This window comes from Rhodococcus sp. SMB37, assembly GCF_004345605.1.
Classification (GTDB): domain Bacteria; phylum Actinomycetota; class Actinomycetes; order Mycobacteriales; family Mycobacteriaceae; genus Rhodococcus.
Window position 1 is genome coordinate 72,995 of record NZ_SLVY01000017.1, and the last position, 26,631, is coordinate 99,625.

A 26,631-nucleotide genomic window follows, 5' to 3' on the forward strand; every position below is an offset into this window, starting at 1 on the left:
CTGCCTCCCCACCTGCCCCTGAGCAGGGGTTCGGCCCGTCGATTCGCTTTACGCGATCTCCGGGCCGGATCTCTGCTTCACGAGCCTCTGTCGTCCTCGGACGTCTGCTCGATTCGCACTTCCAATGTTAGATACATCACACATTGTTCGTCAAGGGCAGTATTCTGATGTCGGACTTCTGGCGCATCACGCAACGCATGATGCACAACGGCCGCGGACTCCCACCCGCACATTCTCGGCACGAACCGGTCGTCGACACGACCCCTCGACGGGGAGGACCCCCGATGATCCTCGAGCAGTACTACCTCCAATGTCTCTCCCATGCGTCGTACCTGATCGGCGACGACACCACCGGCCGCGCAATCGTGGTGGACCCCCGCCGCGACATCGGCGAATACCTGACCGACGCCGACCGCCTCGGCCTGAGCATCGAAGGCGTCGTCAACACCCATTTCCACGCCGACTTCGTATCCGGACACCTCGAACTCGGCGAGGCCACGGGTGCCTGGATCGGATTCGGTGAAGCGGCCGAAACCGAATACCCGATCCGCCGCCTCGCACACGGCGAGCACATCTCGCTCGGAGAAGTGGACCTGGAGATTCTGTCGACACCCGGTCACACGTGGGAATCGATCAGCATCCTGGCGCGCGAGAACCCGGATGCCGAACCCACCGCCGTCCTCACGGGAGATTCGATGTTCATCGGCGACGTCGGCCGCCCCGACCTGGCGAACCTCGGAGACGGTTCGACGGCGGATCTCGCCCACGCCATGTACCGCACGATCCACGACACCCTGCTGAAGCTCCCCGACGAGACCACCGTGATGCCCGCGCACGGCGCCGGATCGTCGTGTGGGAAGAACCTCTCGTCGGAACTCACCTCGACGATCGGCCGGCAGCGCCTCACCAACCCATCGGCGCAGCCGATGCCCGAAGACGAATTCGTCGCCCTGATCACCGAAGGACAGCCCGCCGCGCCCGGCTATTTCTCGACCGATGCCGAGATGAACAAGCACGTCCATCCGCTGCTCAGTTCCACACGTACCGTCCCGGAGCTCTCCCCCGCGGAGGTTCGGAAGCAATCGGACTCCGGCACATTGATTCTCGATGCCCGCGGTGTCGACGATTTCGCCGCCGGGCATCTACGCGGCTCCGTGAACGTGGGGTTCGACGGGCGCTTCGCCGAGACGAGCGGGATGGTCGCCGAGGTGGGCGAGCCGATCGTGCTGATCACGTACCCCGGCGAAGAACAGATGGCCGCGCTCCGGCTCGCCCGCATCGGTCAGGACAATGTGATCGGCTATCTCGGCGTCGACCACGACGGACGGTTCCCGACCGAACTCACCGACCTGGTCCGCACCGCTCATCGCATCGACGTCGACGAACTGCTGGAACTTCTCGCAGCCGACAGCGTCACGCTGCTCGACATCCGCAATCCCGGGGAACGCGCCGCCGGCGCCATCGCCGGATCCGTCACGGTTCCGCTCGCACAACTCCGGACCAGGCTCGATCAGGTGCCGACAGGAAAGCCGATCGTCGTGCACTGCGCCGGCGGATGGCGGTCGAGTGTCGCGGCATCACTGTTGCGCGCGAAAGGATTCCAGGACGTGACCGATCTGATCGGCGGATACGGCGCGTGGGTCGCTATGAAGGCCACAGCCTGATCCAGCGTCTCGGCTACGCCTCGGTTGCGTCGGCCAGGGTTGCGTTGGCCAGGATCCGGGACGGAACATGGTTCGCCCACCCGGAATCGGGCCAGTTGAACCATCCCGACGATGCGAAGGTCCCGCCGTCCGGGTGCAGTGTGGTGCCGGTGATGAACGACGACAGCTTCGACGCCAGGAACACCACACTGTTCGACACATCGGTGACGTGCCCGGCCCGACCCATCGGGATCGCGACGCGGACCCCTTCGGGCGTGGACAGGGACGAGTCGCCGCCGCCGAGCGAAGCGAGCTTGGGAGTCGGAACATAGTCGGGCGCAACATTGTTGACTCGGATTCCGTCGGGCGCGACCTCGATCGAGAGCGTTCGTGCGAACTGCTCGACAGCCGCCTTCGCAGCCGAGTAGACGGCGAAACCCGGTGCCGCGCGGTGCGCTTCGATGGTCGTGAGATTGATGATGCTTCCGCCGCGACCACCGGCCTGCATTCGAGGTACCGCGAGCGAACACGCGTGGAGCACATGCGAGAGGTTGGTGCGCAGGATCGCGTCCCATCCCTTCGCACCGGTGTCGACGAACTGTGCCCGGAACGTGCCGCCGACGATGTTGACAAGGGTGTCGACACGACCCCAACGCTCGTCGACCTGCTCGAACAGCGCTGTCAGCGCGTCGGGGTCGCGGGCGTCGCCCTGCGTGACGATATGGTCGACGCCCTGCTTGTCGAGCACATCGCGTAGTTCCTTCACCGCGGCATCGTCGAGGTCGATGACGGCGGGGCGTACTCCGTTCGCGGCGAGATCCTCCACGATGGCGGCACCGAGGCCTCCGGCACCGCCGGTGACCACTGCGACCGTCCCGTCGAGCCCCGCGCGCTGTTCGAACCAGCTCATGTCGCTCATCTGCTTCCGATGTAGGTGGCGCCGAAGGACTCGAGGAAATCTGTGGTGGCCGAGAGTCCATCTATGGGACACGACACCAGTACCCAATCGACGCCTGCCTTCTCGAGCTGGTCCAGCACGTCGCGATGGCGGTCGGTCTCGACGGACGACAACATGATTTCCTGGCTGTACGAGTAGACGACGTCGATGTGGTCGGTGCGGCCGACCGTGACCGCCTGCGCACGAAGTTCGGCGATATCACCGCCTAGCCGCTCCACCGGGCCGAGCGCCGCGGTGCGCGCCGTGGTACTCAGGGTCGCGCCGCCGGACATCGGCATCCAGCCCTGAGCGCGCTGGGCAACGCGTCGTCTGGTCAGTTTGGAGTTGCCTCCGATCCAGATCGGGATGGGATCCTGAACGGGGCGAGGACGGGCAATGATGTCCTGCGCACTGAAATGCCGCCCCTGATACGAGAAGGTTTCGCCGCTCCAGTGCAGCGGGAGCACGTCGAGCGCCTCGTCGAAGAGGGCGTTGCGCTCGTCGAAGTCGACGCCGAGTGCGTGGAATTCACGCTTCTGGTATCCGGTTCCGATGCCGAGCGTGAACCGTCCGCCGGACAGCTTGTCGAGTGTGGCGGCAGCCTTCGCGAGCAGGAACGGATTGCGGTAGGGAACCACTGCGAGATAGGTGAGCAGCCTCAGTCGCTCGGTCGCGGCGGCCACGTAACCGAGCGCGACGAACGAATCGAGGGTTTGATGCCCGCCGCGGTCGAGCCACTTCGCCCCCGGCGCCGGATGCTCGCTGAAAGAGAGCGCATCGAACCCGGCCCGCTCGGCCGCGACCGCGACGTCGCGCAGTGGACCCGGATCGAGAACATCGCCGTCGGAGCCGCTGATCTCGGGGTAATGGAAGATGAAGCGCATCGCCTGCCTCGTCGCACCTGAGAATCCGACCAGGATTCTGAATCGAGAAAATCATCCTTCCGATTCAAGATAGTCGCATTCTCGGATGATGCAACAGGCCCGCAGCGAGACCATTCCTCGGTTCGGTGTCGCTACTTCGCGTCGGCGCCGTCGAGCATCCACCGACCGTCGATGCGCTTCAAGGTGATGAGGAACCTCGTTGCGTCGGTTCGCCCCTCGGGGACGACGACGTTCTTGACGTCCTGATCGAGGAACACCAACACCGTGGCGGTCTCGCCGTCGAGCGTCTCGAGTCCGGCGTGCGAGACCGTCGCGACCGACGAACCCTGCCCGTTCTCGACGAGTCCGCGCAGGTCGCCCGCGACGCCCGAGTACTTCGCCGAGAACTCCTCGGTGGAAGCCGCGGTCACGGCCGCGAGCGAATCGTCGAACGACCGGTAGTCGTAGGTACCCAAGGTCGTCGCATACTCCCGAGCGGCGTCGACCGCCTCGGTACGCAACGAATCGGTCTGCTCTGCCTGCCACCAGCGGAATCCGAAGACGCCGGCGACGACCGCCAGCAGCACGATCACCGCGATGGCCACAGCCCGTCCGGTTCCGGAGCGGCGTGTGGGCCGCTGATCCGATTCGCCGGTCTCGGCACTCGCCGACGCCGACTCTTCGGTCGCGGCGTTCGCCGACTTTCGGGTCGGGTTCTCGTCGGTCATTGCCCGAGTCCTTCCAGGAGTTTCTGCCAGTAGTTCAGGGCCTCGACCCCGGTCGGGATCAGGAGCGGATCGTCCGCCATGTCGGGGCCCACCACGGTCCCAGGGGTGGTCTGTCCCTGCAGGCCCAGATCGTTCGGCCTCGGCGCGACCCGTGCGCCGCGTTGGGAGAGGTCCTCTCCCGGCGGGCAGTACAGCGTCCGGTTGGGCTCGCGCGGACTTTCGTCACCGACCATCATCCGCTGAGTGTCGTAAACACAGACCGGCCCCTGCGTCCCGACCAGAGAGAAGTCGGCGCGGTCGCCCTTGACGATGCCGGACAGGTCGGCGAGCGTTGCCGGCATCGCATCGAGGAGCGCGGAGGCCGCCGGCGCGCGAGGGCCGGCCACCTCCGCGATCGTGACGAGGTTCGTCATCAGTACGCCGAAGTTGTCCTTCGTGCCGGCGAACAATTCTTCGGTGCGTGCAAGCGCATCGGGCGACCGATCGAGCAGGTACACCAGCGATTCCTTGCTCCCGACAAGCTGGTCGGACACGTCCCGGAACGCACGCATCGAGCCCGGGAACCCCTCCGAATTGCGCGCGAGGGAGTCGACCAGGCCCAGGCCTTCGTCGAGCAGCGTCGCGATGGTCGGGGCGCGTTCAGCGACCATCGTCGACAGCGCGTCGGCGTTCTCGAGCAGTGCCTGCAGTTCCGGGCCGGTGTCGCGCAGCGCGGTACCCCAGGTGTCGCCCAGCGACACGATCGAATCGGCGTCGACACTCTCGATCAGCTCGGTCATGTGCACGAGCAACTCGTCGAGACGCATTCCCTGCATATCCTCCGGCACCTCGAGCGTGTCGCCGCTACGCAGATACGGCCCGTCCGCGGTCTCGGGCTCGATATCGAGGGCAAGGATGCCGATGGCCGTTGCAGTGGACACCCGGCCGACGCTACCGACCGGGATCTGCGTTCCGGGGTCGAGCGAGAGGTTCGCTGTCGACCCGACGCCGCCCGGGTTGATCGTGACCGACCCGACCGTCCCCACCGCCACACCGCGGTAGGTGACCGAGGTGCCCGGTCCGATGCTGCGTGCATCGGCCAGCTGCGCTGTCAGTTCGACGGCCCCGCCGAAGCTCTGCGGGCCGAGCACGTACCGGACGCCGAACGCGGTCGCGAAGACACCGACCAGCACGAACGCGACCAACTGGATGAGAACGGGGCGGGTCATCCGATTCCCCCCTGCAGCAGATCGGTCAGACTCGACGCGATGTCGGTCGGCGGCGACGGTGCGTCGGTCTCCGCGCCGGGCGGCACACCGCCGGTGACGAGCAGGTCGATCGCGGCAGGAATGTCGAAAGTGCCGTCGAACAGCAGATAGTCGCCCCGCACGGCCGAGTTGAAGCCGGTGATGAAGTCGTTGACGTTGACGAGCATCGACCCCACCGTCGTGTTGAAGTCGCGGATTCCTGCGGTGATCTCTGCGAGGTCGTCGATCGCGACACCGATCGTGGGTTCGTCGGCCATCACCGTGTCGATCGACGACACGGCTGTCGCCGTACTCGACACCAATGTCCGGAGGTCCTGTTGTTGTGCGGCGAGGAGCCCGATCAGGGCAGCGCTGTCGGCGATCCCGTTGTCGATCAGTTCCTGCTGCTGTGCGAGCCGCGCGGTCACCGAATCGACGGCCGCGAGCGTCCTTTCGAGGTACTCGGTGTTCTCGTCGGCCAGAGCCATCGTGGAGTCGAGTTCGGTGAGCATCGTGCGGATCGAGTCCCCTCGGTCGCCGAAGGCAGCATCGAGTTCGGTGGTGATGGTGCGGAGCTGGTCCAGCCCACTGCCGTTCACGACGTTGCCGAGCATCGCGAAGGTGCTCTCGATGTCGGGGCCGAGCTCGGTCCGGGTGATGGTGTCTCCGTCGGCGAGCAGTTCCTTCGATGCCTCGTCCGGTATGTCTATCCGAATGTACGGGCTGCCCAGGGCCGACGGCAGTCGTACGGATGCACCGACGTTCGCCGGCAGGTCCACGGACTCGGTCATGCTGAGTTCGACGAAGGCCTGCCGACCGTCTGTCGACATCGAGTGCACGCGGCCCACGATGGCCTGTCCGGCGCGGACCTCGGCACCGAGGTCGACGCGATCGGCGCTTGCGAAGATCGCGGTCACGGTGTAGGTGGAGCCGGGGCCGGTCCGGCCCATGGGCAGACTCTGGAAGCTCAGGCCGCAGCCGGACGTCAGCAGCCCGACCGCCGCGACCAGGACGACGACCGCGGTCTTACTCCGCATCATCGCGGACCTCCCTCGCCCAGCGCACGATCCAGCGACTCGGGCACGAGGTCCTCGAACGGGTCGGACAGGTCGAACGGCACCGTGATCGGATTCGTGAAGCCTGCACCGGTGCACAGCGGCAACGGTTCGCGGGCACACAACTCCTGCGCGCGCGGGAACTGGCTGATCTGCGTCGAGATGTTCAACCGGATCCGCCCACGCCCGTTCTCTCCGATCGCCTGGTCGATGTTCTGCATGGCGAGCGGCAGGACATCGAACAGTTCTGCGAGTCCCACCTCGTTCGCGGCGAAGGTATCGGTGAGGGCGCGGGCGTTCGCCATGATCTCTCGGGTGTCGCCACCGCGCTCGGCGAGGAGAGTGTCGAGCTGATCCAGGATCGTGGTCAGCTGCGTGATCGGCGCCGAGACATCGATATTCTGCCCCTGAAGTTCCTCACCGAGTTCGGCGACGCCGTCGACGAGTGCTTCGAGCGATCCCTCACGAGAGTTCACCGCGTGCACGGCCGCGCCGAGGGTGTCGATGAGTTCGCCTATGTCTTCCGACTTGGCGCCGACCACCGATGTCGCCTGGCTGAGCGCGATGATCGCCTGGTTCATCTGCTCACCGAGACCCTCTGTGGCGGCGGCGGACACATCCAGTGTGCGACCGAGGTCGCCGCCCTCCGGGCCCATCGCAGCGGCGAGAGTATCGATGCTCTCGAGCATCTCGTCCCAGTTGATCGGCGAATGGCTGCGTTCGATGGGAATCACGTTGCGGTCGCCGAATTGCGCTCCGTCGCGGTAGGCGGGGGCGAGTTCGACGAACCGGTCGCTGATGACGGACGGATTCATCACGAACGCTGAGACATCCTCGGGCAGTGCGATGTCGGACGGTACGCTCATCGTCACTTCGACGTACGTCCCGGCGGGACGGACTTCTTCGACGGTACCGACAGGAAGACCCAGCACCGCGACATGACTACCCGGGTAGATCCCGCTCACGGTGGCGAACTGTGCGGTGACGGTGCGGGTCCGGTCGGGACCCACGACGTACCACACGCCCGCAGCACACAACGCCAGCACCGCGACGATGGCACCACCGCGGATCGACCACGTCTTGACCACCGGATTCACTTGCAACCCTCCATCACTCCGATGGAGCACAAGAAATTGTCCGGAATCGGCCCGGCAGGTGCATGGACATCGACCCACGTCCCGTTACCCGCGGCATTGGTGGCTGCGCGCAGAGCCGACGGGAATTCGAGAAGGATACGGTCGATGTTGTCGGCGTTCGCCGCGAGCGTGTCGGTCACCGAACGCATGTTCACGAGCAGCGTGTTCAGGTCGTCGGAGTTGTCGGTCAGGAACGTCGCGGCCGACTCCGTGAGTGCGCGAAGATCCTCGACCACCTGGGAGAGCGCTTCCTTTCTGGCGGAGAGGATGCTCACCACCGCGGTCGAGTTCTCCACGAGCGCGGCAACGTCTTCGCTCTGCTCGGTGACGATCGATGTGAGTGATTTCGAGGCCTTCAGCAGGGACGTGATCCGTGCGTCGTTGCGAACCAGCATCTGCGAGGTCGCCTCCACCCCGGCGAGTGCGGAGGAGATCTGCTCCGAATCTGCGGGCATCGTGTCGGCGAGGGTCTGCATCATCGCCTCGATCCCCTCGACGTCGAGTCCGTCGGCCACGTGCTCGGCATCGGTGGCGAGCTCGTCGAGGCTGTAGGGCACACCGGTGCGCGCCAACGGAATCAGTCCGTCGTCGAGTTCTCCGGCTCCGGCGGGACTCACCGAAAGATACAACTTGCCGAGGACGGTCTCGAGCTTCACCTCTGCTGTGGTGCGGTCGCCGAGGTTCTGCGACCGATCCACTCGGAAGTCGACGATCACGCGATCGCCGGACAACTCCATCGACTCGACCCTTCCGGCCGGGACTCCGGCCACGTAGACGGGGTCGTTCGGCTTCAGACCGGCCGCATTGGCGAGTTCGGCGGTGTACGAGTTCGTGCGGAGCCAGTACATCACCGTCGGAGCTGCCAACGCCGCCAGCATGAGGACTGCGACCAACGCAATACCGGCGACTCCCAGCACCATCGGGTTCGCATTGCGGTCGTGCCGGCCCGAGAAGATCGCGGCAAACGTGTCACGAAGTGTGCGTCCGATACTCATCGGCACACCTCCGAATAGGTCGACCCGAAGATGTTCGCCTCGAAGTCGTTCGATTCGATCGTGAAGTTGCACATGTAGAGGTTGAGCCAGCCCCCGTAGTCGCCGATCCTGTTGATCTTGTAGCCGAGTTCCGGCAGCAGCGCCATCGATCGGTTGAACTCGTCGGTCTGCGGAATCCAGGCATCGGTCATGGCTCGCAGGTCGGTGACGGTGGTGTCGAGCGGCGCCATGGCACCGGACATCAGCACCGAGGTGGATCGCACCGCCGAGGAACCGCGGTCGATGAGGGTGGCGAGCTGGCCGGTGTCGCCCGCGAGCGCCTGCCCTACCACATTCATACCCGAGATGAGTTGCGATACTTCATCACTGCGGCGGTCGACCACCGTGGCGAGTTGTTCGAGGTTCACGATGACATCATTGAAGACCTGCTCCTGCTCGACGATGTCGGTGCTGACGGAAGCCACGTGCAGGAGCAGGGATTCGAGGGTCGCACCCTGCCCTTGGAACGCGTCGACGACCGAGGACGCCAATGAGTTCATTTGCGCCGGATCGATCGCTTCGAACAACGGCTTGAACCCGTTGAGCAGGGCCGTGAGGTCGACGGGAGGTGTGGTCTGTTCGATCGGGATCGTCGAGCCGGGTTCGAGCACCTGGCCGGATGCGCCTTCGGGCAGGCTCAGGGCGACGTACCGGACACCGATCATGTCGCCGTAGTTGATGTCGGCGAGTACGTCGGTGGTGAGTTCGTGACCGGACTCGATCTCGAATTCGACAGCAGCACGGTATGTTCCGTCCTCCTGCGGTTCGAACCTCACTTTCGACACCTGGCCGACACGCACGCCCGCAAGTGTGACGTCGCTGCCGGGGGTGAGGCCTTCGACGTTGGTGAACTCCGCGGCATAGTCGCTGGTGGGTCCGATGACGGGACGCTCGAGGGTGTTGCCGACGATGACCGCGGCAAGCACTCCGACCATGCACAACCCGGCGAGCTGGATCCCCGGACCGATATTCGACTTCACGGAATACTCACCGCCGCCCCTCGGACGAGCGGGCCCAGCAGGACCGAGGCCGCAGTGGACGGATCGCGTAGTAGCGCTGCAGGGTCGGCGGGGTCGACGCCGGCGGAGATCTGCTCGAGGAATCCGAGCGGCTCGCTCTCCTCGGCGGCCGACACGACCTGTCGGCGAGCGGTCGCCGAGGTCTGGACCGGGTCGCCGCAGTTCGATCCCTCCATGCCGGGGTATCGCGGACAATCCGCGCTGGTGTAGGGCATGGGGTCGGCCAGATCGGCGATGGCGGTGATATTGAAACGTCCGGTCGAGAACACTCGCGCGCCCGCTTCACCGAAGATTCCCAGGTACTTCAATGTCTCGTCGAGCCCCTCCGTGTTGCCGGCAAAAGCTCCGACGACCGGCGCTCCGTTGCGCACGACCGCAATCATATTGCCGGTGTTCGAGGAGAGGAGGTCGGCTCCCTGTGCTCCGAGTGCGGCACCGCCGGAGAGCAGACGGGCGATCCCGTCTTCGTTCGAGAGGGCGATCCGCGACAGTTCCGAGGCGTTCTGCATGACCGTGATGACATCGTCGGTGGCGGCGGACATCGATTCGGCCACGGCAGCCATCTGCGGCGCCGCTGCGATACCGGCGTCGACGAGCGGACCCAGGTCCTCGGTCAGCGCAGCCATCCGGTCGATCGTCGCGCCCAGGGATTCTCCGCGACCCTCCAGAGCCTGGCTCACGGCGTCGAGCGCGGTGGCCAGCTGCTCGGGACGCAACTGTTCGAGCAGGTCGGCGGCTCGATAGTAGAGATTGGCGAGCTGCACGGCCTCGTCCGACGTATCGACGGTGACCTCGTCGCCACCCGAGAGCCGCGGGCCGATCGCCGGATTCCCCGGCGGGACGAGTTCGATGAACACGTCGCCGAACAGCGTGCGCGGCACGATCCGCACCATGACGGACGCGGGGATCTCGGCGATCCGGTCCTGGCCCAGCTGCATGGTCAGGCGAGAGCTGGCGACCCCCGCGTCGATACCGACGACGGAACCGACATGTACCCCCTGGTACTGCACACCCGCGGCACCGTGGATCAGGCCCGCTTCGGCCGGCACCGTCGCCGTGACCCGCGGATCACGCGAGAGCGAACCCGCGCCCGAAGCCACGAGCAGCCCTCCGACCACGAGCAGGACGACGGACGCGACCGCACCGATGACGGCAAGGACGCCCTTGCTCGGCCCTTCGGTCCGGTTCTTGCGTCGCATCCCGGCCCTGCTCTCGGTTCTCGCTCGTTCGACGGTGGCAGTGGTAGTCACGACAGCCCGACCCCCGGGATCGTCGGAACCAGCCCCCACAACGCGAACGTCAGGACCACATCGGTGATCCCGATCGCGAGGATGCTCGTGCGCAATGCACGCCCGGCGGCGCGGCCGACACCCTCGGGCCCGCCGGAGGCGTAGAACCCGTACGAGCAGTGGACAATTGCGACGATTATCGCGAACACCACGGCCTTGGTGAGTGAGTACCACAGGTCGGTCGGCGACAATGCGAGATGGAAGTAGTAGTCGTAGGTACCCGCGGAGTTTCCTTGGAAGTTCACGATGACGAGGCGGGTCGCGACATAGGAACCCAGCAGACCCACCATGTAGATCGGGATGACACACACCGCGGCCGCAATGAGGCGGGTACTTGCAAGGAACGGAACCGATTTCACTGCCATTGCGTCGAGTGCGTCGATCTCGTCGGAGATTCTCATCGCGCCGAGCTGCGCGGTGAAGCCGGTACCGACCTTGGCGGCCAACGCGATCGATGCGACGACCGGAGCGAGTTCGCGGGTGTTGGCGATCGCGGAGAGCATCCCCGATAGCGAGGTCATGCCGATGAGTTCGAGGCCTCGCTGGGTTTCGACGCCCACCATCATGGCGGCGACAGCGGACATCGCGAGGACGATGCCGATCGTCCCGCCCCCGGCCAACAGCGACGCGTAACCGAAGCTGACTTCCCCGATGTGGCGTAGGACGTGCGAGAAATACCGGTGCAGCGCCGTGGGGATACCCGCTATCGCGCGAAAAGCGAAGACGACATGGCGGCCGACTTCGGCACATCCGTCGACGAGGGCGGTGACCGGCCGTCCTGCTGCCGAGCGCGCCCGGGTCGCGGTGGAATACGAGATCATCAGTACGTACCCACAGCCGGCACCATAACCGTGTACATCTGGGACAGCACAGTATTCACGACGAACACCATGATGAAGGCGAGAACCACGCCTTCGTTGACCGCGTCGGCGACACCACTCGGACCACCCTTGGCATGAAGCCCCTTGAACGATGCGATGAGAGCCGACGTGACCCCGAAGCAGGCCGACTTGACCATCGCCATGGCGAAGTCCGACAGCCGTCCGTACTCCGAGAGAGTGCGAAGGAACGCTCCACCGGACCCGTCGTTGAGATAGATCTCGTACAGATAGCAGGCGCCGATACCGACGACCGTGACGAGCGCACACAGGATCATCGACACGAGCACCGCCGCGATGAGCCGCGGCACGACGAGGCGCTCGATCACGTTGAGGCCCAATACCTCCATCGCGTCGATCTCTTCGCGGATAGTACGCGAACCGAGGTCGGCGCAGATCGCCGAACCACCGACCCCGGCGAGCATCAGCGCGACCACCAGTGCCGCAGCCTGCCCCACGACGACGAACGATACGATCGCGCCGGAATAGGCGCCGGCGCCGAGCTGTCCGGCGAGGGATCCCACCGACACGGCGATGAGCACGCCGATCGGCAGCATGAGCAGCAGTGACGGTCCACTGCATACCCTTGCTATGAACAGAGCCTGCGTGATCGTCTCCCCCAGAGACAATTTCCGCTGGACGACGACACGGAACGCGGCAACGAGCGTCTCGAGCGAGAAGCCGACCAACGCGCCGATCTGGATAGCCAGATCATGCGCCGGGCCTTTCGCCTTCGGTAGCTCGAATGCCACGTTCCCCACCCCTCGGTGCCGACTGTTCACATGCCGGGGCTCGACGGCCCGCGTCCGGTTCGCCCCCTGCGTTCGGAGCTCAGCCCTGCGTGACCGCGGACAGTCCGCCCCGCAGATCGCCCTTGACTACCTTGCCGCTGGCGTTGCGCGGCAACGCCTCCACGATCACGATCTCTTTCGGGTGCTTGTAGCGCGCGAGGTGCTCGTCGAAGTACGGCTGCAGCTCTTCGAGGGTGAGATCTCCGTGATCCGGCTTCGGCGCGATGACTGCGACAGGGACCTCGCCCCACTTCGCGTCGGGCCGGCCGATCACCGCTGCCTCCAGAATCGCGGGATGCCCGAAGAGGACGTTCTCGACCTCGGCGCAGTAGATGTTCTCGCCGCCCGAAATGATCATGTCCTTCTTGCGGTCGACGACGTAGACGAAGCCTTCGTCGTCGACGCGCACGAGATCGCCGGAATGGAACCATCCGCCGTGGAATGCATCCGCCGTGGCCGTCGGGTTGTTCCAGTAGTCGCGCATCATGGTCGGGCCGCGGTAGACGATCTCGCCGACCTCACCGGTGGTGACATCGTTCATCTCGTCGTCGACCACTCGCGCCTGGATTGTCGGGATGACGCGACCGACGGAACCGAGCTTGCGGATCGCGTCCGCGCCATCGAGCACGCACGTGATCGGCGACATCTCGGTCTGGCCGAACACTGCGACGTTGAATGCGTCCGGGAAGGTCTCGGCCATGGCGCGCAGAATGGTGTCGGAGCTCGGCGCGGCACCCCACGAGATGTTGCGCAGAGCGAGCTTGCGCGGGTTCGCCTGCTGTGCAGCGCACACGGCCTGCCATTGCACCGGCACGAGGAACAGGCTGGTAACCTGCTCGGCCTCGAGCACGTCGAGCAGCGCGCCAGGGTCGAATGCGCCGACGGGGTGGATCACGGTGCTGCTGCCGAGCATGAGGCTCGGTGCGATCGAGCCGAGCGCAGCGATGTGGAACATCGGCGAAGCGCAGAAGCCGATGCCGGACTCGTCGAACTGCTGGAACGCCCGGATGCAGGTGAGCGCCTGAGCTTCCATGTTCGAGTGGGTGAGTACCGCACCCTTCGGCCGACCCGTGGTGCCCGAGGTGTACATGATCAGCGCCGGAGTGTCGTTCGGGATATCGATCTGCGGATGCGGATCGCCCTCTTCGGCCACGAGTGCGTCGTACGACACCGCGTCACCCTCAGGTTCTGCACCGATGGTGATCGCCAGGTCGATGCCCTCGGACTGAGCCCGGGCCGCGGCAGCAAGCGGCACGAGCGGGCCTTCGGCCACAATCGCCTTCGCACCGGAATCCGCCACGAGGAACGCGACCTCGGATGCGGTGAGACGAAAATTGACCGGTACTGCGATCGCTCCGATCGCGTTTGCTGCGAGGACGATCTCGACGTACTCGGGGCGGTTGAGCATCAGGATGATGATGCGATCGCCGAATCCGATGCCGCGACGTGACAGCGCATCCGCAAGTTTCTCGACGCGCTCGCCCAGCTGCGACCAGGTGATCGACTCGCCGAGGAAACGGAACGCGGTGCGGTCGGGCGTCATCAGCGCGTGACGCGCGACCTGGTTGTTCCAATTGGTGCTGCGGTAGCGGTGGGCATCCGAGACAGAGGGGGAAACCATCGACGGTCCTCTCGAGACAGGAAAGGTTCGGGACGAAGGGCGCGGCAATTGCCGGGTTCCGGTGTGATGCACCCTACAGGCAAACTCCGACTGTGACCAGAGCTTTGTTAACGGAGATTCTCATAGCAATCGACCGAGATCATCATCCGCCGACACGCAGCACACCTCCCGAAGAGATGCACGATAAATAGCCTGTGAACAGCTATTTGACGATCGGACGGAAACGCGTGGCGGGACCGTGCCCGCATCCGCTCCGTTCACGACATGTGCATGCGGCCTCTAGGCGAACTTGGGCCGTCGCTTCTGCAGCATGGCCATGGCACCCTCCGCAAAATCCGCGGAGGCGAGCAGTTCGATCTGACCTCTCTTCTCGAACGCCAGCGCATCCTCGAGAGCCGGCAGGGTCGCGTTGTTGAGCGCCTCCTTGGTGAGCGCCAGAGCCCGCCGGGGGCCGCTCGCCGTGCGGGCTGCCACTGCATCGACGTGCGCGGCGAGTTCGCTGTCCGGGAGGGTGCGAGCCACGAGACCGAAGCGGTCGGCGTCGGCCGCGAAGACACGTTCGCCGAGCAACGCCATCTCTGCCGCGCGGGCACGGCCGATGGCCGCCGGGATCAACAGGCTCGATCCACCGTCGGGCATGAGTCCGATGTTGGTGAAAGCCAGGAGGAAGTATGCCGTCTCGGCCGCGTATGTGAGATCGGCGGCCACCGCGATCGACACACCGACACCGGCGGCCGGCCCGTTCACTGCCGCGATGACGGGCACGGGCGAGTCGACGATCGCGCGAATCACCGAGTTAGCGGTGTCCATCACGACATTCGGATCTGCCGGGTGCGATCCGGCAGCCGCGAGGTCTGCTCCGGTGCAGAACGCGGCGCCCTCACCCGTGAGAACGACGGTGCGTACCTGCTCGTCCCTCCCGGCCGCGGTCACCGCGTCACCCAATGCACCCATCGTCTCGAGATCGAGCGCGTTCATCCGCTTCGGACGGTTGATCGTGAGGCGGAGAATTCCACCCTCGAGCGTCGAACGCAGCCCTTCCACGGCGACTCCTTCCGTCGTCTCCGTCATGCTCGCACTCCGGCCTTCGCAGCAACGATGCCGTTCAGGCGTCCGGTGATGATCTCCTCGGCTTCGGAGATCATTCGGTCGACCAGTTCGGCCACCGTCGGGATGTCGTCGATCAGCCCCTGGCTCTGCCCGGACGTCCAGATGCCCGCGTCGATATCGCCTTCTTCGAAGACGGTGCGACCACGCGCGCCGGCGACGAGGTGCGCGATGTCGGCGAACTCGGCACCGCGGGACTCGATTTCGACGACCTCTGTGCTCACCGCGTTCGCCGCGACACGTGCCGTGTTGCGGAGCGTGCGGAAGATCAGCTTCGTGTCGAGCTCACTGTTCGCCACGATCTGTTCCTTGACCCGCTGCGCCACAGGCGACTCGACGGTGCACATGAATCGGGTGCCCATGTTCACGCCGTCGGCGCCGAGAGCGAGCGCGGCGACGAGACCGCGTGAATCGGCGATACCACCGGACGCAATCACCGGAATCCGGAGCTTGCGGGTGGCGGCGGGAATGAGGACCAGACCGGGAACGTCGTCCTCGCCGGGATGCCCGGCACACTCGAAGCCGTCGATGCTCACGGCATCGACTCCCACTCGCTCTGCTTTGAGGGCGTGCCGAACACTCGTGCACTTGTGGATGACCTTGATCCCCGCATCCTTGAAGAAGGGCAGATGATCGACCGGGTTGGAACCTGCAGTCTCGACGATCTTGACGCCCGACTCGATGATCGCGGCGCGATACTCCGCGTACGGCGGCGGTGTGATCGACGGCAGGATGGTGAGGTTGATACCGAACGGCTTGTCGGTCATCTCCCGGCACCGGGCGATCTCGCGAACCAGGTCTTCCGGTGTGGGTTGCGTCAGTGCGGTGATGAAGCCCAGCGCGCCGGCGTCGGCCACAGCGGCGACCAGTTCGGCACGACCGACCCACATCATGCCGCCCTGGACGACGGGATGCTCGACCCCGAACGCCTCGGTGAATCGGGTCCTCAAGTGTCCTCCTCGAATCGGCGCAGGACGCTGCACTACGCCCCCACGTCACCGTCCTTCCAAAGTGAACAGGAAGAATCGGTGTTAACTTTGATGGTCGTCGCAGAATTTGTCAATACACTGTGTTCTGCGGTTTTGATGTGAATTCGATGCCGCATTCACGTTCCGATTCAGAGGTTTCAGCTGTTACCTTTAGAGTTGGGTGACTCTCCGCGATCGGTCGCGGGTCCGACACAATCGACGAGGAGTTCAGGGTGGCCGAACACGCGCAGGTCGGGGCGCGCGCACGAGCGAACCCCGGCAGGAAGACCACGGCCGGCAACACCACGGCGGTGCGCCGCCGCCCCAAGAACCGCAAGGCGCAGATCGCGGCCGTCGCTGCCGAGGCGTTCAGCGAGCGTGGCTACCACGGTGTGAGCATCGACGAGATCGCAAAGACCGTCGGAATCTCCGGGCCGGCCCTCTACCGCCATTTCCCGAACAAGTACGCACTGTTCCTGCATGCGGTCAACGAGCTGGCCGACTCGCTCGGAGCGGCCGTCGACGAGTTCGACGCCGTCGACAACACCGACCCGAGCGACACCCTCGACCGTCTACTGTCTGCGACTATCCGCACCACCATCGCCAACCGCCGGACCGGTGGCCTGTACCGCTGGGAACGCCGCTACCTGTCGAAGGACGACGGCCTGCAGGTTCGCGACAAGATGGTCGCGATCAATCGGCGCCTCGCACACCTCGCCGCACAGCTGCGCCCCGATCTCACCGACTCCGACGACGTCGTGCTCAGCACCGCGCTGCTGAGCACGATCGGTTCGATCACCACGCACCGCGCTCCACTGTCGAACCGTCGACTCCAGCAGCTCCTGCTCGACGCGTGCCACTCGATCCTCGCGACACCGCTCGTCCCCGTCGATTCGGATTCCGAGGAACCACAGGCCAAATCCGGCCTCGCGACATCCAACAAGCGTGAAGTGTTACTGCACGAGGCGGTTCTGCTGTTCGACGCACGCGGCTATCACGATGTGAGCATCGAGGAGATCGGCGCTGCCGCGGGCATCAACGCCTCGGGCGTGTACCGGCACTTCCCGAGCAAGGCCGATCTGCTCGCCGCAGCCTTCCACCGCGCGGGCGACCGCGTGGCGATGTCCGTGGAATCAGCCCTGACCGGATCGTCCACCCCCGACCAGGCCCTCGAGCATCTCGTGGACGTGTTCGTTCGGTTGGCGTTCGACCACAGTGAGCTGATGTCGGTCTATTTCGCCGAGATCGGCAACCTCCCGAAGGCCCATCGCAGCGACCTCCGCAACATCCAGCGCCTGAACATCGAGGAGTGGGCACGCATCGTCGCAGAATTGCGCGCCGATCTCTCCGCCGTCGAATGCCGTTTCCTCGTCCACGCTGCGCTCATCCTCTCGCTCGACGTCGGGCAGGTGATGCACTTCCGGCGAACGGAATCCAACCAGCGTCGAGTGCAGCAATTGATGCTGGCGGTGCTCGTGGGCAACCGCGGCGTTCCGGTCGAGGAAGTGTCCTCATGACCCGCGTCGCGCGCGCAGCCGTGTTGCGCGAACACGGAGCTCCCCTGCGGATCGAATCCGTTGTCGTCCCTGAGCTTCGGCCCGACGAGATCCTTGTGAGGATCCGCGGCGTCGGGATCTGCCACACCGATCTCACCGCAGCGGCCGGCGGAGTTCCGATTCCGCTTCCTGCCGTTCTGGGCCATGAGGGGTCCGGGGTTGTCGCGGAGGTCGGATCGAGCGTCGTCGGCCTGCGTGTGGGTGATTCGGTGGTCATCGGCTTCGATTCGTGCCGTACGTGCCGCAACTGTCGTCGCGGCCGTCCCGCCTACTGCACCCGATTCGCTCCGCTGAACTATTCGGGTACACGACCCGACGGCACCTCGGTGTTCCACGACGGATCCGGCAAGCCGGTTCACGGCAACTGGTTCGGTCAGTCTTCGTTCTCATCACTGGTGGTCGCCACCGATCGGAACGTCGTTCGGCTCCCCGAGGGAGTTCCCGTCGAGCTCGCCGGGCCTCTCGGGTGTGGACTCGCCACCGGAGCCGGCACAGTCCTCCGGGTGCTTCGGCCCGAACCTGGTTCGTCGATAGCCGTATTCGGTCTCGGCGCGGTGGGGATGGCGGCGATCATGGCGGCGAAGATCGCCCGCTGCGACACCATCATCGGCATCGACCCGAACCCTCGTCGCCATGCGCTGGCACTCGATCTCGGCGCGACGGAGGTAGTGTCTCCCGACGGCGTCGACGAGATCGGTCGCCATGTGCGCCGGGCAACCGGCGGCGGGGTCGACTACGCGGTGGAATCGGTGGGGTCCGAAGCAGTGATCCGCCAGGCGATGTCGTCACTCACGAGCCCCGGAGTGTGCGCGACCCTCGGTTTACGCGGCGGACGGAACCCCATCACGATCGATCAGACACATCTGCTGAGTGGTCGCACCTTGACCGGAGTCATCGAGGGCGACGCCGACCCGCACATCTTCCTCCCCGAACTTGCCGCATTCTGGCGCGACGGCCGTTTCCCGGTCGAGAAGATCACCAGCACATTCCCTTTCGAGAAGCTCGACGACGCCTTCACCGCAGTGACCGCAGGTGAGGTCGTCAAGGCCGTACTCACCTTCGACTGACAGGAACCGACATGGACGTCGTCCAGGAGCTTGCAGCACTGCGTACCCGTACCGACCGGATCGATCCTCGCGAGCTCGACGCCCTCTGGGAACGACTCGAGCCCGCACGAATCGACGACCTGGTCGGATATCGCTGGAAGGGATTCAGTTTCGACACCGGCCATCGCACCCACCAGATGCTCGGCGGCGCCCGCTGGTACGGGAAGTCCTTCGTCTCGGTCTCCGAGGTACAGCCTCTCGTGTGCCGGGGCGAGGACGGGGAGTTGTTCTCCGACAAGAAGACCGGTCGTGGCGAGGCAAGCCTGTGGGACGTCGTCTTTCGGGGCGAGGTGACCGCTACGATGGTTTACGACGGGATGCCGGTGTTCGACCACTTCAAGAAGGTCGACGACGATACCGTGATCGGCGTGATGAACGGCAAGGGCAGTCTCGTCTTCGACGACGGCGAGCATTACTGGTTCGGACTCGAACGCGACGTCGCACTCTGACGCTTCCTGCAGATAGCCGAATGTCACCTTCGGCCAGGTAGATTGACTGAAGGTGACATTCGGCCACAACGGGGCGTCAGATGAGGTGCTTGTTCCCTGCCATGCGGCGCCGCATGTCGCGCAGGTAGAACGTGGAGGACAGCTGCCGAATCGGCCGCGGCACCTTCCGGTACACCGGGGGAACGACCTTCCAGAACAGATCGAACCGACGCTGGTCGCGGGGGCTCCACGGCAGGGAGAACTCGTCGCGCATGCGCTGCGGCAGAAGGCCGGTGGTCATGAAACGCTGCAGCGGCATGAGTAGCTTCACGGGCAGGGGCGAGTTCCCACCCCGGAGCAGACCGCGGGCGAAGGAACGAACCTTCTCGTCGACTTCCATCGTCGCGATCATGTTGTCCCAGTACGCGTCGAACTCCGCGCGGGTGGCCGGCCACATGTCTTCCTTGACCTGGAGCGCCGTGCCGTAGACCGCGGACTGTCGGTAGATCCACTCGAGGTCGGCGTCGGAGAGCTTGTGGAACATGCGCTCGTACATCTCGACGCCGTTGCGGTAGAGCGTTGACGCAACCCACAATTGGAGCTCAGGGTCGAACGCGTTGTAGGTCTCGGACCGCACCGGAACGTGGGCCCTGTTGACCATCCGGACGATCTGCTTTCGCTCCTCGGGGCTGCCGAGAGTAACCGCGTAGACATACGTCATCGTGGTGCGCAGTCGGTCGAGTGGACGCTGGAGAGTGGTGCTGTGGTCGGCCACGCCGTGTCCGGTACCTCGGTCGGCGAGTTGGAGCAGCACAGTCGATCCGGCCCCCAGGAGAAGCATCGATTCACCGACGAAGTCCGCGATGTCGACCGAACCCCGCTCGATCGGAGCGAGATCGGTGACGCCGCCCTCGACCACGCCGGGCTCGTTCACTTCCACTGGTGATGCCATGGGGTCGCCTCCTCGGCGAAAGTACGGATGCTGCACTGTCATCCAAATTGTGCACGACCGTAGTCAGATAGGCAAGGGGCCTTACTCACCGGTTTCCGGGCCGGCCTCGGCCACCTGAGTCCGGTGCGCCAGCAACCGGGCCGCGGCGTCCTCGAACTGCACGAGAGTCTCAGTGACGACCTCACCCCGGTCACCCGCACGCATCGCGGCAATGAGCCGCTCGTGCGACCGCACTGCAACGACACCCCACTGCCGATCCCGCGCGAACAGTCGATACGGCAGCGTGCGCGCGGCGGTATCGAGGAACCACGCGAGCTTCGGACTGTTCGCTATGCGGTTCACCTCGCGGTGAAAGCACCACTCGGCGTCGGCAATACGTTCGACGTCCGGCGCTCCGCTCGACGCCGCCGAACCATTCGACGCTGTCACGCGAACACGCAGACGCTCGTTGAGCTCCGCCAGAATCTCGAGGTCGCCGGCATCGGCATGGTCGGTTGCCCGCAGAGCAAGCTCGACCGCGAGTTGCCCCTGCAGCCAGAAGATGTCATCGATGTCCGATCCGCTCATCGGCGCCACCCGATACCCACGATTCGGCGCGGACTCGACCATCCCCTCGCCCCGAAGTGTGAGCAACGCCTCTCTCACCGGCGTGACACTGACTCCGAGTTCCGCTGCCGTCTCATCCAATCGAATGAATTCACCCGACCGGAACGAGCCCGACATGATGGCACTGCGCAGGTGGGAGGCCACCTCGTCCGAGAGCTGAGGGCGTCTACGCATACGGCACGGATCCGTGTGCAATGTATCGCGATCGGCAGCAACGGCATCGGTTGCGCGGGCCGGTAGGGCCATGTGCTTCTCCTGACGGTCCACAGGGCGAGCGGATCGGGCTTGTCCGTTCGGTACCAGGCGCATAGTGTGAGCTCCACTACAGCTAATCACATCAAATATATGTGATGTGATCCGTCAGAAAGCGTCAAAAGATGACACAAAAGAGCAGTACGACGGACTCGAACACCACTACCTCGAAGACCGGGGCCGAGTCGTCCGCCACCACCTTCGCCAGCCTCGACCCCCGCTCGGGTGACGTGATCGCCGAGTATCCGATCGCCGATCAGGCAGCGGTGGACGAGGCCGTCGACCGTGCTCGTATCGCCGCACGCTGGTGGGATGCACAGGGGTTCCGCGGGCGTCGCGAATGGCTCCTCGAATTCAAGAAGGCCGTCGCCCAGGATGCCGCCGCCCTTGCGACTCTGGTCTCACGCGAGACCGGCAAGCCGTACGGTGACGCGTTCCTCGAGGTCATGCTCGCGATCGAACACCTCGACTGGGCAGCGAAGAACGCGAAGAAGGTGCTCAAAGCCCGGAAGGTGCCCTCGGGAATCGCGAGTTTCAACCAGGCCGCAACGCTCGAGTACAAGGCTCTCGGCGTCGTCGGTGTCATCGGCCCGTGGAACTACCCCGTGTATACCCCGATGGGTTCGATCTCCTATGCCCTCGCCGCCGGCAACGCCATCGTCTTCAAGCCGAGCGAGCTGACACCGGGCGTCGGCAAGTGGCTCGAAGAGAAGTGGAACTCCATCGCACCGACCCAGCCCGTGTTCCAGGTCGTGACCGGCCTCGGCGAGACCGGGTCTGCGCTCACCCGCGCGGGCGTCGACAAGATCGCGTTCACCGGTTCCGGCCCGACGGCCCGCAAGGTGATGGCCGTGTGCGCCGAGTCCCTCACCCCGCTCGTCGCCGAGTGCGGCGGCAAGGACGCGATGATCGTCGCGGCCGATGCCGACATCGACAAGGCGGTGGACTTCGCAGCGTTCGGCGCGTTCGGCAATGCCGGGCAGACCTGTGCGGGCGTCGAGCGCATCTACGTCGTCGAGCCCGTCTACCAGGAGTTCCTCGACAAGCTGACGGCCATCGTGAAGCGTGCCAAGCCAGGTGGAAGCGACGAGTCGACCTACGGCCCGATGACGTTGCCCCGCCAAATCGATATCGTGCGCAGCCACATCGAGGATGCACTCGCGAGCGGCGGCACCGCGGTGGTCGGCGGCGCCGAGTCGGTGGGCGAACGCATCATCGAGCCCGTGATCCTCACGAACGTACCCGAGACCTCGCGCGCGGTGTGCGAGGAGACCTTCGGCCCCACCGTCGTCGTCAACAGGGTGCGCGACCTCGACGAGGCAGTCGACCGGGCCAACGGCACGTCGTACGGCCTCGGCGCATCGATCTTCATCGGCAACAAGACCAAGGGCCGTGAACTGGCCGAACGCCTCCGGAATGGCATGGTCTCGGTCAACTCGGTGCTCGGCTTCGCAGGAATCCCGTCGCTGCCGTTCGGCGGTATCGGCGAGTCCGGATTCGGCCGCATCCACGGCGCCGACGGCCTCCGGGAGTTCAGCCGACCCAAGTCGGTGACGGTCGAGAGGTTCAGCTCGCCGCTGAAGCTGATGAGCCTCGAGCGGCCCGAGCGCGACCTGAACCTGTCCGCGAAGATGCTGAAGTTCATGCACGGGAGGTAGACAGATGACCACCACAGGACCGCGGGCGAAGCGATCGCGTAAGCCGGCCGTCGTCGCGCCGCCCGAAGCGCGGATCGAGAAGGCCGGGACGTTCCCCGGACCGGATCGCGACCCTCATCCGAAGGCCGGACGAAACGGCTGGCTGAAGGTGATCGAGGACCTCGACCCGGTCACCCATCATCAGGACATCCTGCGGATCACCGCGGGATACGAGTTCCCGTGGGACTACCAGCGGTCGCTCGAGTTCGCGTTGTTCCGCACGTACTGTGTACCGACCATCTCCGAGTTGCTCGCCCGGACCGGCGAGTTCGAGCATCGGCCGCAGAAGCGCTACGACGACACCTCCCTGTTGATGGCCGAACTCATCGAGCACGGGTACGACGCCGAGCGTGGACGTGAATCGCTGCGCAACATCAACCGCATGCACGGCAAATACTCGATCGACAACGACGACATGCTGTACGTGCTGTCGACCTTCGTGTACGACCCGCTCGACTGGATCGACAACTACGGTTGGCGCCGCCTGCATCCGAAGGAGCGGCTCGCGTCGTTCTACTTCTACCGGCAGGTCGGCATCCGGATGGGGATCAAGGACATCCCGGAGTCGTTCCAGGAGTTCCATCGGTTCAAGCTCGAATACGAGCGGAAGATGTTCGACTACAGCGACGACAACCACGCCATCGGCACCTACACGCTCGGACTCTTCAAGTCGTGGTACCCGAAAGCACTCGGTCCCGGTGTCGAGAAGGTCGTGTATTCCCTGATCGACGACCGGATGGCGAGGGCGTTCGGTTTCCCCAAGGGGTCACCGCGCATGCGTGCAATGTCGGAGGGCGCTCTGCGGATGCGGTCCGCTCTTGTGCGCAGGCTCCCCAAACGCAGGGTGTCGGTGTCGGGAGGCAACGCCTCCAACCGCACGTATCCCGGTTACCCGCTGGGCTATCGTCCACGGGATCTCGGCGTCTGACACCGATCTCTGCCGCCGTACACCGAACAGGACGCTCCCGCGCGCAGGCTCATACGCCTGCGGGCCGGGGCATCCTCGACCCGACGGACGGCAGCGCGAACGCCGACACGAAGACGACGACAGCGCACGCGCCGCACACCAGATACACGATGACGAACCCGCTCGAGCCGATACCGCCCGCAACCATGTGCGCGGCGAGGACCGTCGCGACCACTGCGCTGCACACGGTGCTACCGACGGTCCGGAGCAGGACGTTGACACCGTTGGCGGCGGCGTTCTGCGAGAGCGGGACAGCGCCGAGCAGCAGGATCGGTAGCGTGCAGTAGACGAAGGTCGTTCCGATCGCGGCGATGAAGATGGCCGCCACGACCGTCCACAGCGGCTTGTCCGGGACCGCGTGCACGGAGTAACCCACGATCAGGAACGTCGCACCGATCATGATCGCGATCTTCGGGCCGAACCGGTCCGAGACGCGCGATGCCACGAGCGCGAAGATCATCATCGCGAAGCTCGCGGGCAACTGACATGCTGCCGCTTGCAGAATGGTCAGGCCGTATCCGGCGCCGCGTTCGGGCGGTGCCTGGAGCAGCTGCGTCGTGATGAGGGTGTTTCCGTAGAAGGCGAAGCCGACGAGCAGCGCGGACAGGTGCGGCGTCAGAACCGAACGCCGTGCGGACACCCGCAGGTCTACGAGCGGGTTCCGGTTGCGCAACTGCTGGAAACCCCAGATCGCGAACAGCAGGATCGAGCACACGAACATCGTCAGGACCGCGGCGCTCGTCCACCCCCACGCACTGCCCTGCGTGATCGGCACCAACAGGCAGATGAGCGCGCCGGTGAGCCCGGCGGCACCAGCAACATCGAAACGACCGCCGGTACGGGTACTCGACGGGCGGATGACGAACGACGCCGCAACGGTGACACCCAACCCGATCGCCGTGGTCACCCAGAACAGCAGATGCCAATCCGCGAACTGGACGATCGCGGCAGCGAATGGGATTCCCACGGCCGTACCGATACCGAGGGTGGAGCTGAGGATCGCAATGGAGCGATCGACGCGGTCACGCGGCATCACCTCGCGCAGGATCGCCATTCCGATCGGGAGCACCGCGGCACCCGCGCCCTGGAGTCCGCGGGCGAAGATGAGCAACCCGATGTTCGAGGTGAGTGCGCAGATCAGTGACCCGATGGTCATCAGTCCGAACGCGATGAGAAGCATCTGCTTCTTGCCGATCATGTCGGCGAGGCGCCCGAAGATGGGCGTCATCACGGCACCGACGAGAAGCGTGCTTGTGACCAGCCACGACACTGCGGTGGGCCCCGCACCGGTGAAACCGGGAAGGCTCGGCAGCAACGGCACGATGACGGTCTGCATGATCGCCTGGAATATCGCCCCCACTGCAAGGACGGGGAAGGCGAACTTCGACAGGTCTGGCCGGTCGGCCGATGCCGAGGCGCGCCCCTGCGCGGATACGGCACGGTGTTTTCCCGGAGCGTGCAGCCGCAGTGGGAACGAGACTGTCACGCGGCCCCCTCCGAGATAGGTAAATGGCTGTTCACCACCTTAGGTAAACAGCCATTTACCTCACAAGCGAAGTGGGGATTGTCTCAAAGCGTTCGGCCGTCGAGCAGCAACTGCACGAGGGGTGCATACAGCGCAACCACCTCGTCGACCGATCCCGCAGCCTTCTCCTGCATCATCCGGCGGCGCATGAATGCGACCCCGAGGAGCATCGAGAACACGAGTTCCGCACGGATCCGAGCGTCCGGCCCCCTCATCTGCGCCACCAGTGCGTCGATCATCTGCGACGAATAATTCTCACGGAGCTTGCGGTTGCTCTCCTCGCTGGATCCGCTCATGAACAGCAGAGCCATCGACAGCGGCTTGTGTCGCGCGGACTGCCTCGCGAAGATCGCAACCATGCGCTCCGCCAAGTTCTCGAACGGGCCCTCGTACAACAGCTCCGCCGCGGCCTTGAAGTCGACGAGCTCGTCGTACAGCTGCTCCTTCGACCCGAAGTACTTGATGATCAGCGGCGCGCTGACCCCGGCGTCCTCGGCGATGTCCTTGAGGGTGATCTCGCGATAGGGGCGCGTCGCGAAAGCGAGTCCGGCTGCATCCAAGATCAGCCGACGCGTCTCCTCCGACGTTCGCCGCCTCTTGTCCGGTGCGCTCGTGGCCGTTCCGGCTTCGTGCTCGGTCACATCGCCCGCCTTCCGGACAGCGCGCGACCGAGCGTCAATTCATCGGCGAACTCGAGGTCGCCGCCCATCGGCAGGCCCGATGCCAATCGGGTGACCGCCAGCCCCGGGAAGTCGCGCAACATCCGAACCAGATAGGTCGCCGTTGCCTCCCCTTCGGTGTTCGGGTCGGTCGCGATGATCACCTCGGCGACATCGACACCGTCCTCCTGATTGCCGATCCGGGTGAGCAGTTCGCGGATGTGCAACTGGTCGGGTCCGATACCGTTCAGCGGATCGAGCGCCCCACCGAGCACGTGGTACCGCCCCCGGAACTCACGGGTCCGCTCGATCGCCTGCACGTCCTTGGGCTCCTCGACCACACAGATCTGAGTGCGGTCGCGGCGCGAATCGGCGCAGATCCGGCACCGCTCCTGATCCGACACCGTGCCGCACACCTCGCAGAACTGCACCCCGTCGCGGACCCTCTGCAACGCGGCCTGCAGCCGGTCGATCTCCGGAGGCTCGACGGACAGCAGATGAAACGCGATCCGCTGAGCGCTCTTCGGACCGACACCCGGCAACTTGCCGAGTTCGTCGATGAGGTCCTGAACTGGTCCTTCGTACACG

At 65.2% G+C, this 26,631-nt stretch carries 25 protein-coding genes; 6 read left to right on the forward strand and 19 right to left on the reverse strand.

The window, feature by feature from the left end; translation table 11 throughout:
• Positions 1-284 precede the first annotated feature (284 nt).
• The gene (locus EV641_RS23290) at positions 285-1,664 is read left to right on the forward strand and encodes an MBL fold metallo-hydrolase (RefSeq protein ID WP_132474931.1); all 1,380 of its coding nucleotides are present in this window, start codon (positions 285-287) and stop codon (positions 1,662-1,664) included.
• A 13-nt stretch (positions 1,665-1,677) separates the two neighbouring features.
• Here EV641_RS23290 and EV641_RS23295 read toward each other — a convergent pair whose 3' ends face one another.
• The 14 genes from EV641_RS23295 to EV641_RS23360 all read right to left on the reverse strand — a co-directional run bounded on the left by EV641_RS23295 (position 1,678) and on the right by EV641_RS23360 (position 16,277).
• On the reverse strand, positions 1,678-2,553 hold the full coding sequence (locus tag EV641_RS23295) for an SDR family oxidoreductase (protein WP_132474933.1): 876 nt from the start codon (positions 2,551-2,553) through the stop codon (positions 1,678-1,680).
• Positions 2,554-2,558: 5 nt separating this feature from the next.
• Entirely contained in the window at positions 2,559-3,464 is a 906-nt protein-coding gene (locus EV641_RS23300; RefSeq protein WP_054713693.1) for an LLM class F420-dependent oxidoreductase, read from the reverse strand.
• 131 nt (positions 3,465-3,595) lie between these two features.
• On the reverse strand, positions 3,596-4,171 hold the full coding sequence (locus EV641_RS23305) for a hypothetical protein (RefSeq protein ID WP_054713692.1): 576 nt from the start codon (positions 4,169-4,171) through the stop codon (positions 3,596-3,598).
• A complete protein-coding gene (locus tag EV641_RS23310) occupies positions 4,168-5,379 on the reverse strand; it encodes an MlaD family protein (protein WP_054713691.1) in 1,212 nt (403 codons plus the stop codon). Before EV641_RS23310 ends, EV641_RS23305 begins: the two co-directional genes overlap by 4 nt.
• Positions 5,376-6,437 (reverse strand): MCE family protein, encoded by a 1,062-nt coding sequence (locus tag EV641_RS23315; RefSeq protein WP_132474935.1) that lies wholly within the window; start codon positions 6,435-6,437, stop codon positions 5,376-5,378. Before EV641_RS23315 ends, EV641_RS23310 begins: the two co-directional genes overlap by 4 nt.
• Positions 6,434-7,549, reverse strand: a complete 1,116-nt coding sequence (locus EV641_RS23320) for an MCE family protein (protein ID WP_241997413.1) — start codon at positions 7,547-7,549, stop codon at positions 6,434-6,436. Before EV641_RS23320 ends, EV641_RS23315 begins: the two co-directional genes overlap by 4 nt.
• Entirely contained in the window at positions 7,546-8,583 is a 1,038-nt protein-coding gene (locus tag EV641_RS23325) for an MCE family protein (protein WP_132474939.1), read from the reverse strand. Before EV641_RS23325 ends, EV641_RS23320 begins: the two co-directional genes overlap by 4 nt.
• Entirely contained in the window at positions 8,580-9,602 is a 1,023-nt protein-coding gene (locus EV641_RS23330; RefSeq protein WP_132474941.1) for an MCE family protein, read from the reverse strand. The genes EV641_RS23325 and EV641_RS23330 overlap by 4 nt, the downstream gene beginning before the upstream one ends.
• The gene (locus EV641_RS23335) at positions 9,599-10,891 is read right to left on the reverse strand and encodes an MCE family protein (RefSeq protein ID WP_241997414.1); all 1,293 of its coding nucleotides are present in this window, start codon (positions 10,889-10,891) and stop codon (positions 9,599-9,601) included. The genes EV641_RS23330 and EV641_RS23335 overlap by 4 nt, the downstream gene beginning before the upstream one ends.
• Positions 10,888-11,751, reverse strand: coding sequence for an ABC transporter permease (locus EV641_RS23340; protein ID WP_132474943.1), 864 nt, complete (start codon positions 11,749-11,751; stop codon positions 10,888-10,890). The genes EV641_RS23335 and EV641_RS23340 overlap by 4 nt, the downstream gene beginning before the upstream one ends.
• Positions 11,751-12,560 carry an ABC transporter permease gene (locus tag EV641_RS23345; RefSeq protein ID WP_054713694.1) on the reverse strand — a complete coding sequence of 270 codons (810 nt, stop codon included), beginning with the start codon at positions 12,558-12,560 and terminating at the stop codon, positions 11,751-11,753. Before EV641_RS23345 ends, EV641_RS23340 begins: the two co-directional genes overlap by 1 nt.
• 79 nt (positions 12,561-12,639) lie before the next feature.
• On the reverse strand, positions 12,640-14,220 hold the full coding sequence (gene fadD5, locus EV641_RS23350; protein WP_132474945.1) for a fatty-acid--CoA ligase FadD5: 1,581 nt from the start codon (positions 14,218-14,220) through the stop codon (positions 12,640-12,642).
• 279 nt (positions 14,221-14,499) lie between these two features.
• Positions 14,500-15,291, reverse strand: a complete 792-nt coding sequence (locus EV641_RS23355) for an enoyl-CoA hydratase (RefSeq protein ID WP_132474947.1) — start codon at positions 15,289-15,291, stop codon at positions 14,500-14,502.
• Entirely contained in the window at positions 15,288-16,277 is a 990-nt protein-coding gene (locus EV641_RS23360; protein WP_132474949.1) for a nitronate monooxygenase family protein, read from the reverse strand. The genes EV641_RS23355 and EV641_RS23360 overlap by 4 nt, the downstream gene beginning before the upstream one ends.
• Positions 16,278-16,606: 329 nt before the next feature.
• On the opposite strand from EV641_RS23360, the gene EV641_RS23365 reads away from it, so the two are divergent.
• The 3 genes from EV641_RS23365 to EV641_RS23375 are packed head-to-tail and all read left to right on the forward strand — an operon-like array spanning position 16,607 to position 19,406.
• Positions 16,607-17,812, forward strand: coding sequence for a TetR/AcrR family transcriptional regulator (locus tag EV641_RS23365; RefSeq protein WP_241997424.1), 1,206 nt, complete (start codon positions 16,607-16,609; stop codon positions 17,810-17,812).
• Positions 17,809-18,918, forward strand: coding sequence for an NAD(P)-dependent alcohol dehydrogenase (locus EV641_RS23370; protein WP_132474951.1), 1,110 nt, complete (start codon positions 17,809-17,811; stop codon positions 18,916-18,918). The genes EV641_RS23365 and EV641_RS23370 overlap by 4 nt, the downstream gene beginning before the upstream one ends.
• Before the next feature lie 11 nt (positions 18,919-18,929).
• Entirely contained in the window at positions 18,930-19,406 is a 477-nt protein-coding gene (locus EV641_RS23375; RefSeq protein WP_132474952.1) for a DUF4334 domain-containing protein, read from the forward strand.
• A gap of 76 nt (positions 19,407-19,482) precedes the next feature.
• Here the strand turns inward: EV641_RS23375 and EV641_RS23380 are convergent, their stop codons facing one another.
• Together EV641_RS23380 and EV641_RS23385 are read right to left on the reverse strand one after the other, a co-directional pair.
• Positions 19,483-20,337 carry an oxygenase MpaB family protein gene (locus EV641_RS23380; RefSeq protein ID WP_132474954.1) on the reverse strand — a complete coding sequence of 285 codons (855 nt, stop codon included), beginning with the start codon at positions 20,335-20,337 and terminating at the stop codon, positions 19,483-19,485.
• An 81-nt stretch (positions 20,338-20,418) separates the two neighbouring features.
• Complete coding sequence (locus tag EV641_RS23385) at positions 20,419-21,117, reverse strand: GntR family transcriptional regulator (RefSeq protein ID WP_132475056.1); 699 nt, start codon at positions 21,115-21,117, stop codon at positions 20,419-20,421.
• Between the two features lie 203 nt (positions 21,118-21,320).
• Between EV641_RS23385 and EV641_RS23390 the strand changes: the two genes are divergently transcribed.
• A complete protein-coding gene (locus EV641_RS23390) occupies positions 21,321-22,853 on the forward strand; it encodes an aldehyde dehydrogenase family protein (RefSeq protein ID WP_132474956.1) in 1,533 nt (510 codons plus the stop codon).
• Positions 22,854-22,857: 4 nt separating this feature from the next.
• On the forward strand, positions 22,858-23,820 hold the full coding sequence (locus tag EV641_RS23395; protein ID WP_132474959.1) for an oxygenase MpaB family protein: 963 nt from the start codon (positions 22,858-22,860) through the stop codon (positions 23,818-23,820).
• A gap of 49 nt (positions 23,821-23,869) precedes the next feature.
• Here EV641_RS23395 and EV641_RS23400 read toward each other — a convergent pair whose 3' ends face one another.
• From EV641_RS23400 to recR, 3 genes are all read right to left on the reverse strand, one after another.
• Positions 23,870-25,249, reverse strand: coding sequence for an MFS transporter (locus EV641_RS23400; protein WP_241997425.1), 1,380 nt, complete (start codon positions 25,247-25,249; stop codon positions 23,870-23,872).
• Positions 25,250-25,428: 179 nt separating this feature from the next.
• Positions 25,429-26,025, reverse strand: coding sequence for a TetR/AcrR family transcriptional regulator (locus tag EV641_RS23405; protein ID WP_054713254.1), 597 nt, complete (start codon positions 26,023-26,025; stop codon positions 25,429-25,431).
• Positions 26,022-26,630, reverse strand: coding sequence for a recombination mediator RecR (gene recR, locus EV641_RS23410; RefSeq protein ID WP_054713255.1), 609 nt, complete (start codon positions 26,628-26,630; stop codon positions 26,022-26,024). Before recR ends, EV641_RS23405 begins: the two co-directional genes overlap by 4 nt.
• Between the last annotated feature and the right edge of the window lies 1 nt (position 26,631).

Coding starts and splice junctions, on each gene's coding strand:
- EV641_RS23290 (WP_132474931.1), top strand. CDS start 285: ATGATCCTCGAGCAGTACTACCTCCAATGTCTCTCCCATGCGTCGTAC.
- EV641_RS23295 (WP_132474933.1), bottom strand. CDS start 2,553: ATGAGCTGGTTCGAACAGCGCGCGGGGCTCGACGGGACGGTCGCAGTG.
- EV641_RS23300 (WP_054713693.1), bottom strand. CDS start 3,464: ATGCGCTTCATCTTCCATTACCCCGAGATCAGCGGCTCCGACGGCGAT.
- EV641_RS23305 (WP_054713692.1), bottom strand. CDS start 4,171: ATGACCGACGAGAACCCGACCCGAAAGTCGGCGAACGCCGCGACCGAA.
- EV641_RS23310 (WP_054713691.1), bottom strand. CDS start 5,379: ATGACCCGCCCCGTTCTCATCCAGTTGGTCGCGTTCGTGCTGGTCGGT.
- EV641_RS23315 (WP_132474935.1), bottom strand. CDS start 6,437: ATGATGCGGAGTAAGACCGCGGTCGTCGTCCTGGTCGCGGCGGTCGGG.
- EV641_RS23325 (WP_132474939.1), bottom strand. CDS start 8,583: ATGAGTATCGGACGCACACTTCGTGACACGTTTGCCGCGATCTTCTCG.
- EV641_RS23340 (WP_132474943.1), bottom strand. CDS start 11,751: ATGATCTCGTATTCCACCGCGACCCGGGCGCGCTCGGCAGCAGGACGG.
- fadD5 (WP_132474945.1), bottom strand. CDS start 14,220: ATGGTTTCCCCCTCTGTCTCGGATGCCCACCGCTACCGCAGCACCAAT.
- EV641_RS23355 (WP_132474947.1), bottom strand. CDS start 15,291: ATGACGGAGACGACGGAAGGAGTCGCCGTGGAAGGGCTGCGTTCGACG.
- EV641_RS23370 (WP_132474951.1), top strand. CDS start 17,809: ATGACCCGCGTCGCGCGCGCAGCCGTGTTGCGCGAACACGGAGCTCCC.
- EV641_RS23375 (WP_132474952.1), top strand. CDS start 18,930: ATGGACGTCGTCCAGGAGCTTGCAGCACTGCGTACCCGTACCGACCGG.
- EV641_RS23380 (WP_132474954.1), bottom strand. CDS start 20,337: ATGGCATCACCAGTGGAAGTGAACGAGCCCGGCGTGGTCGAGGGCGGC.
- EV641_RS23385 (WP_132475056.1), bottom strand. CDS start 21,117: ATGCGTAGACGCCCTCAGCTCTCGGACGAGGTGGCCTCCCACCTGCGC.
- EV641_RS23390 (WP_132474956.1), top strand. CDS start 21,321: ATGACACAAAAGAGCAGTACGACGGACTCGAACACCACTACCTCGAAG.
- EV641_RS23395 (WP_132474959.1), top strand. CDS start 22,858: ATGACCACCACAGGACCGCGGGCGAAGCGATCGCGTAAGCCGGCCGTC.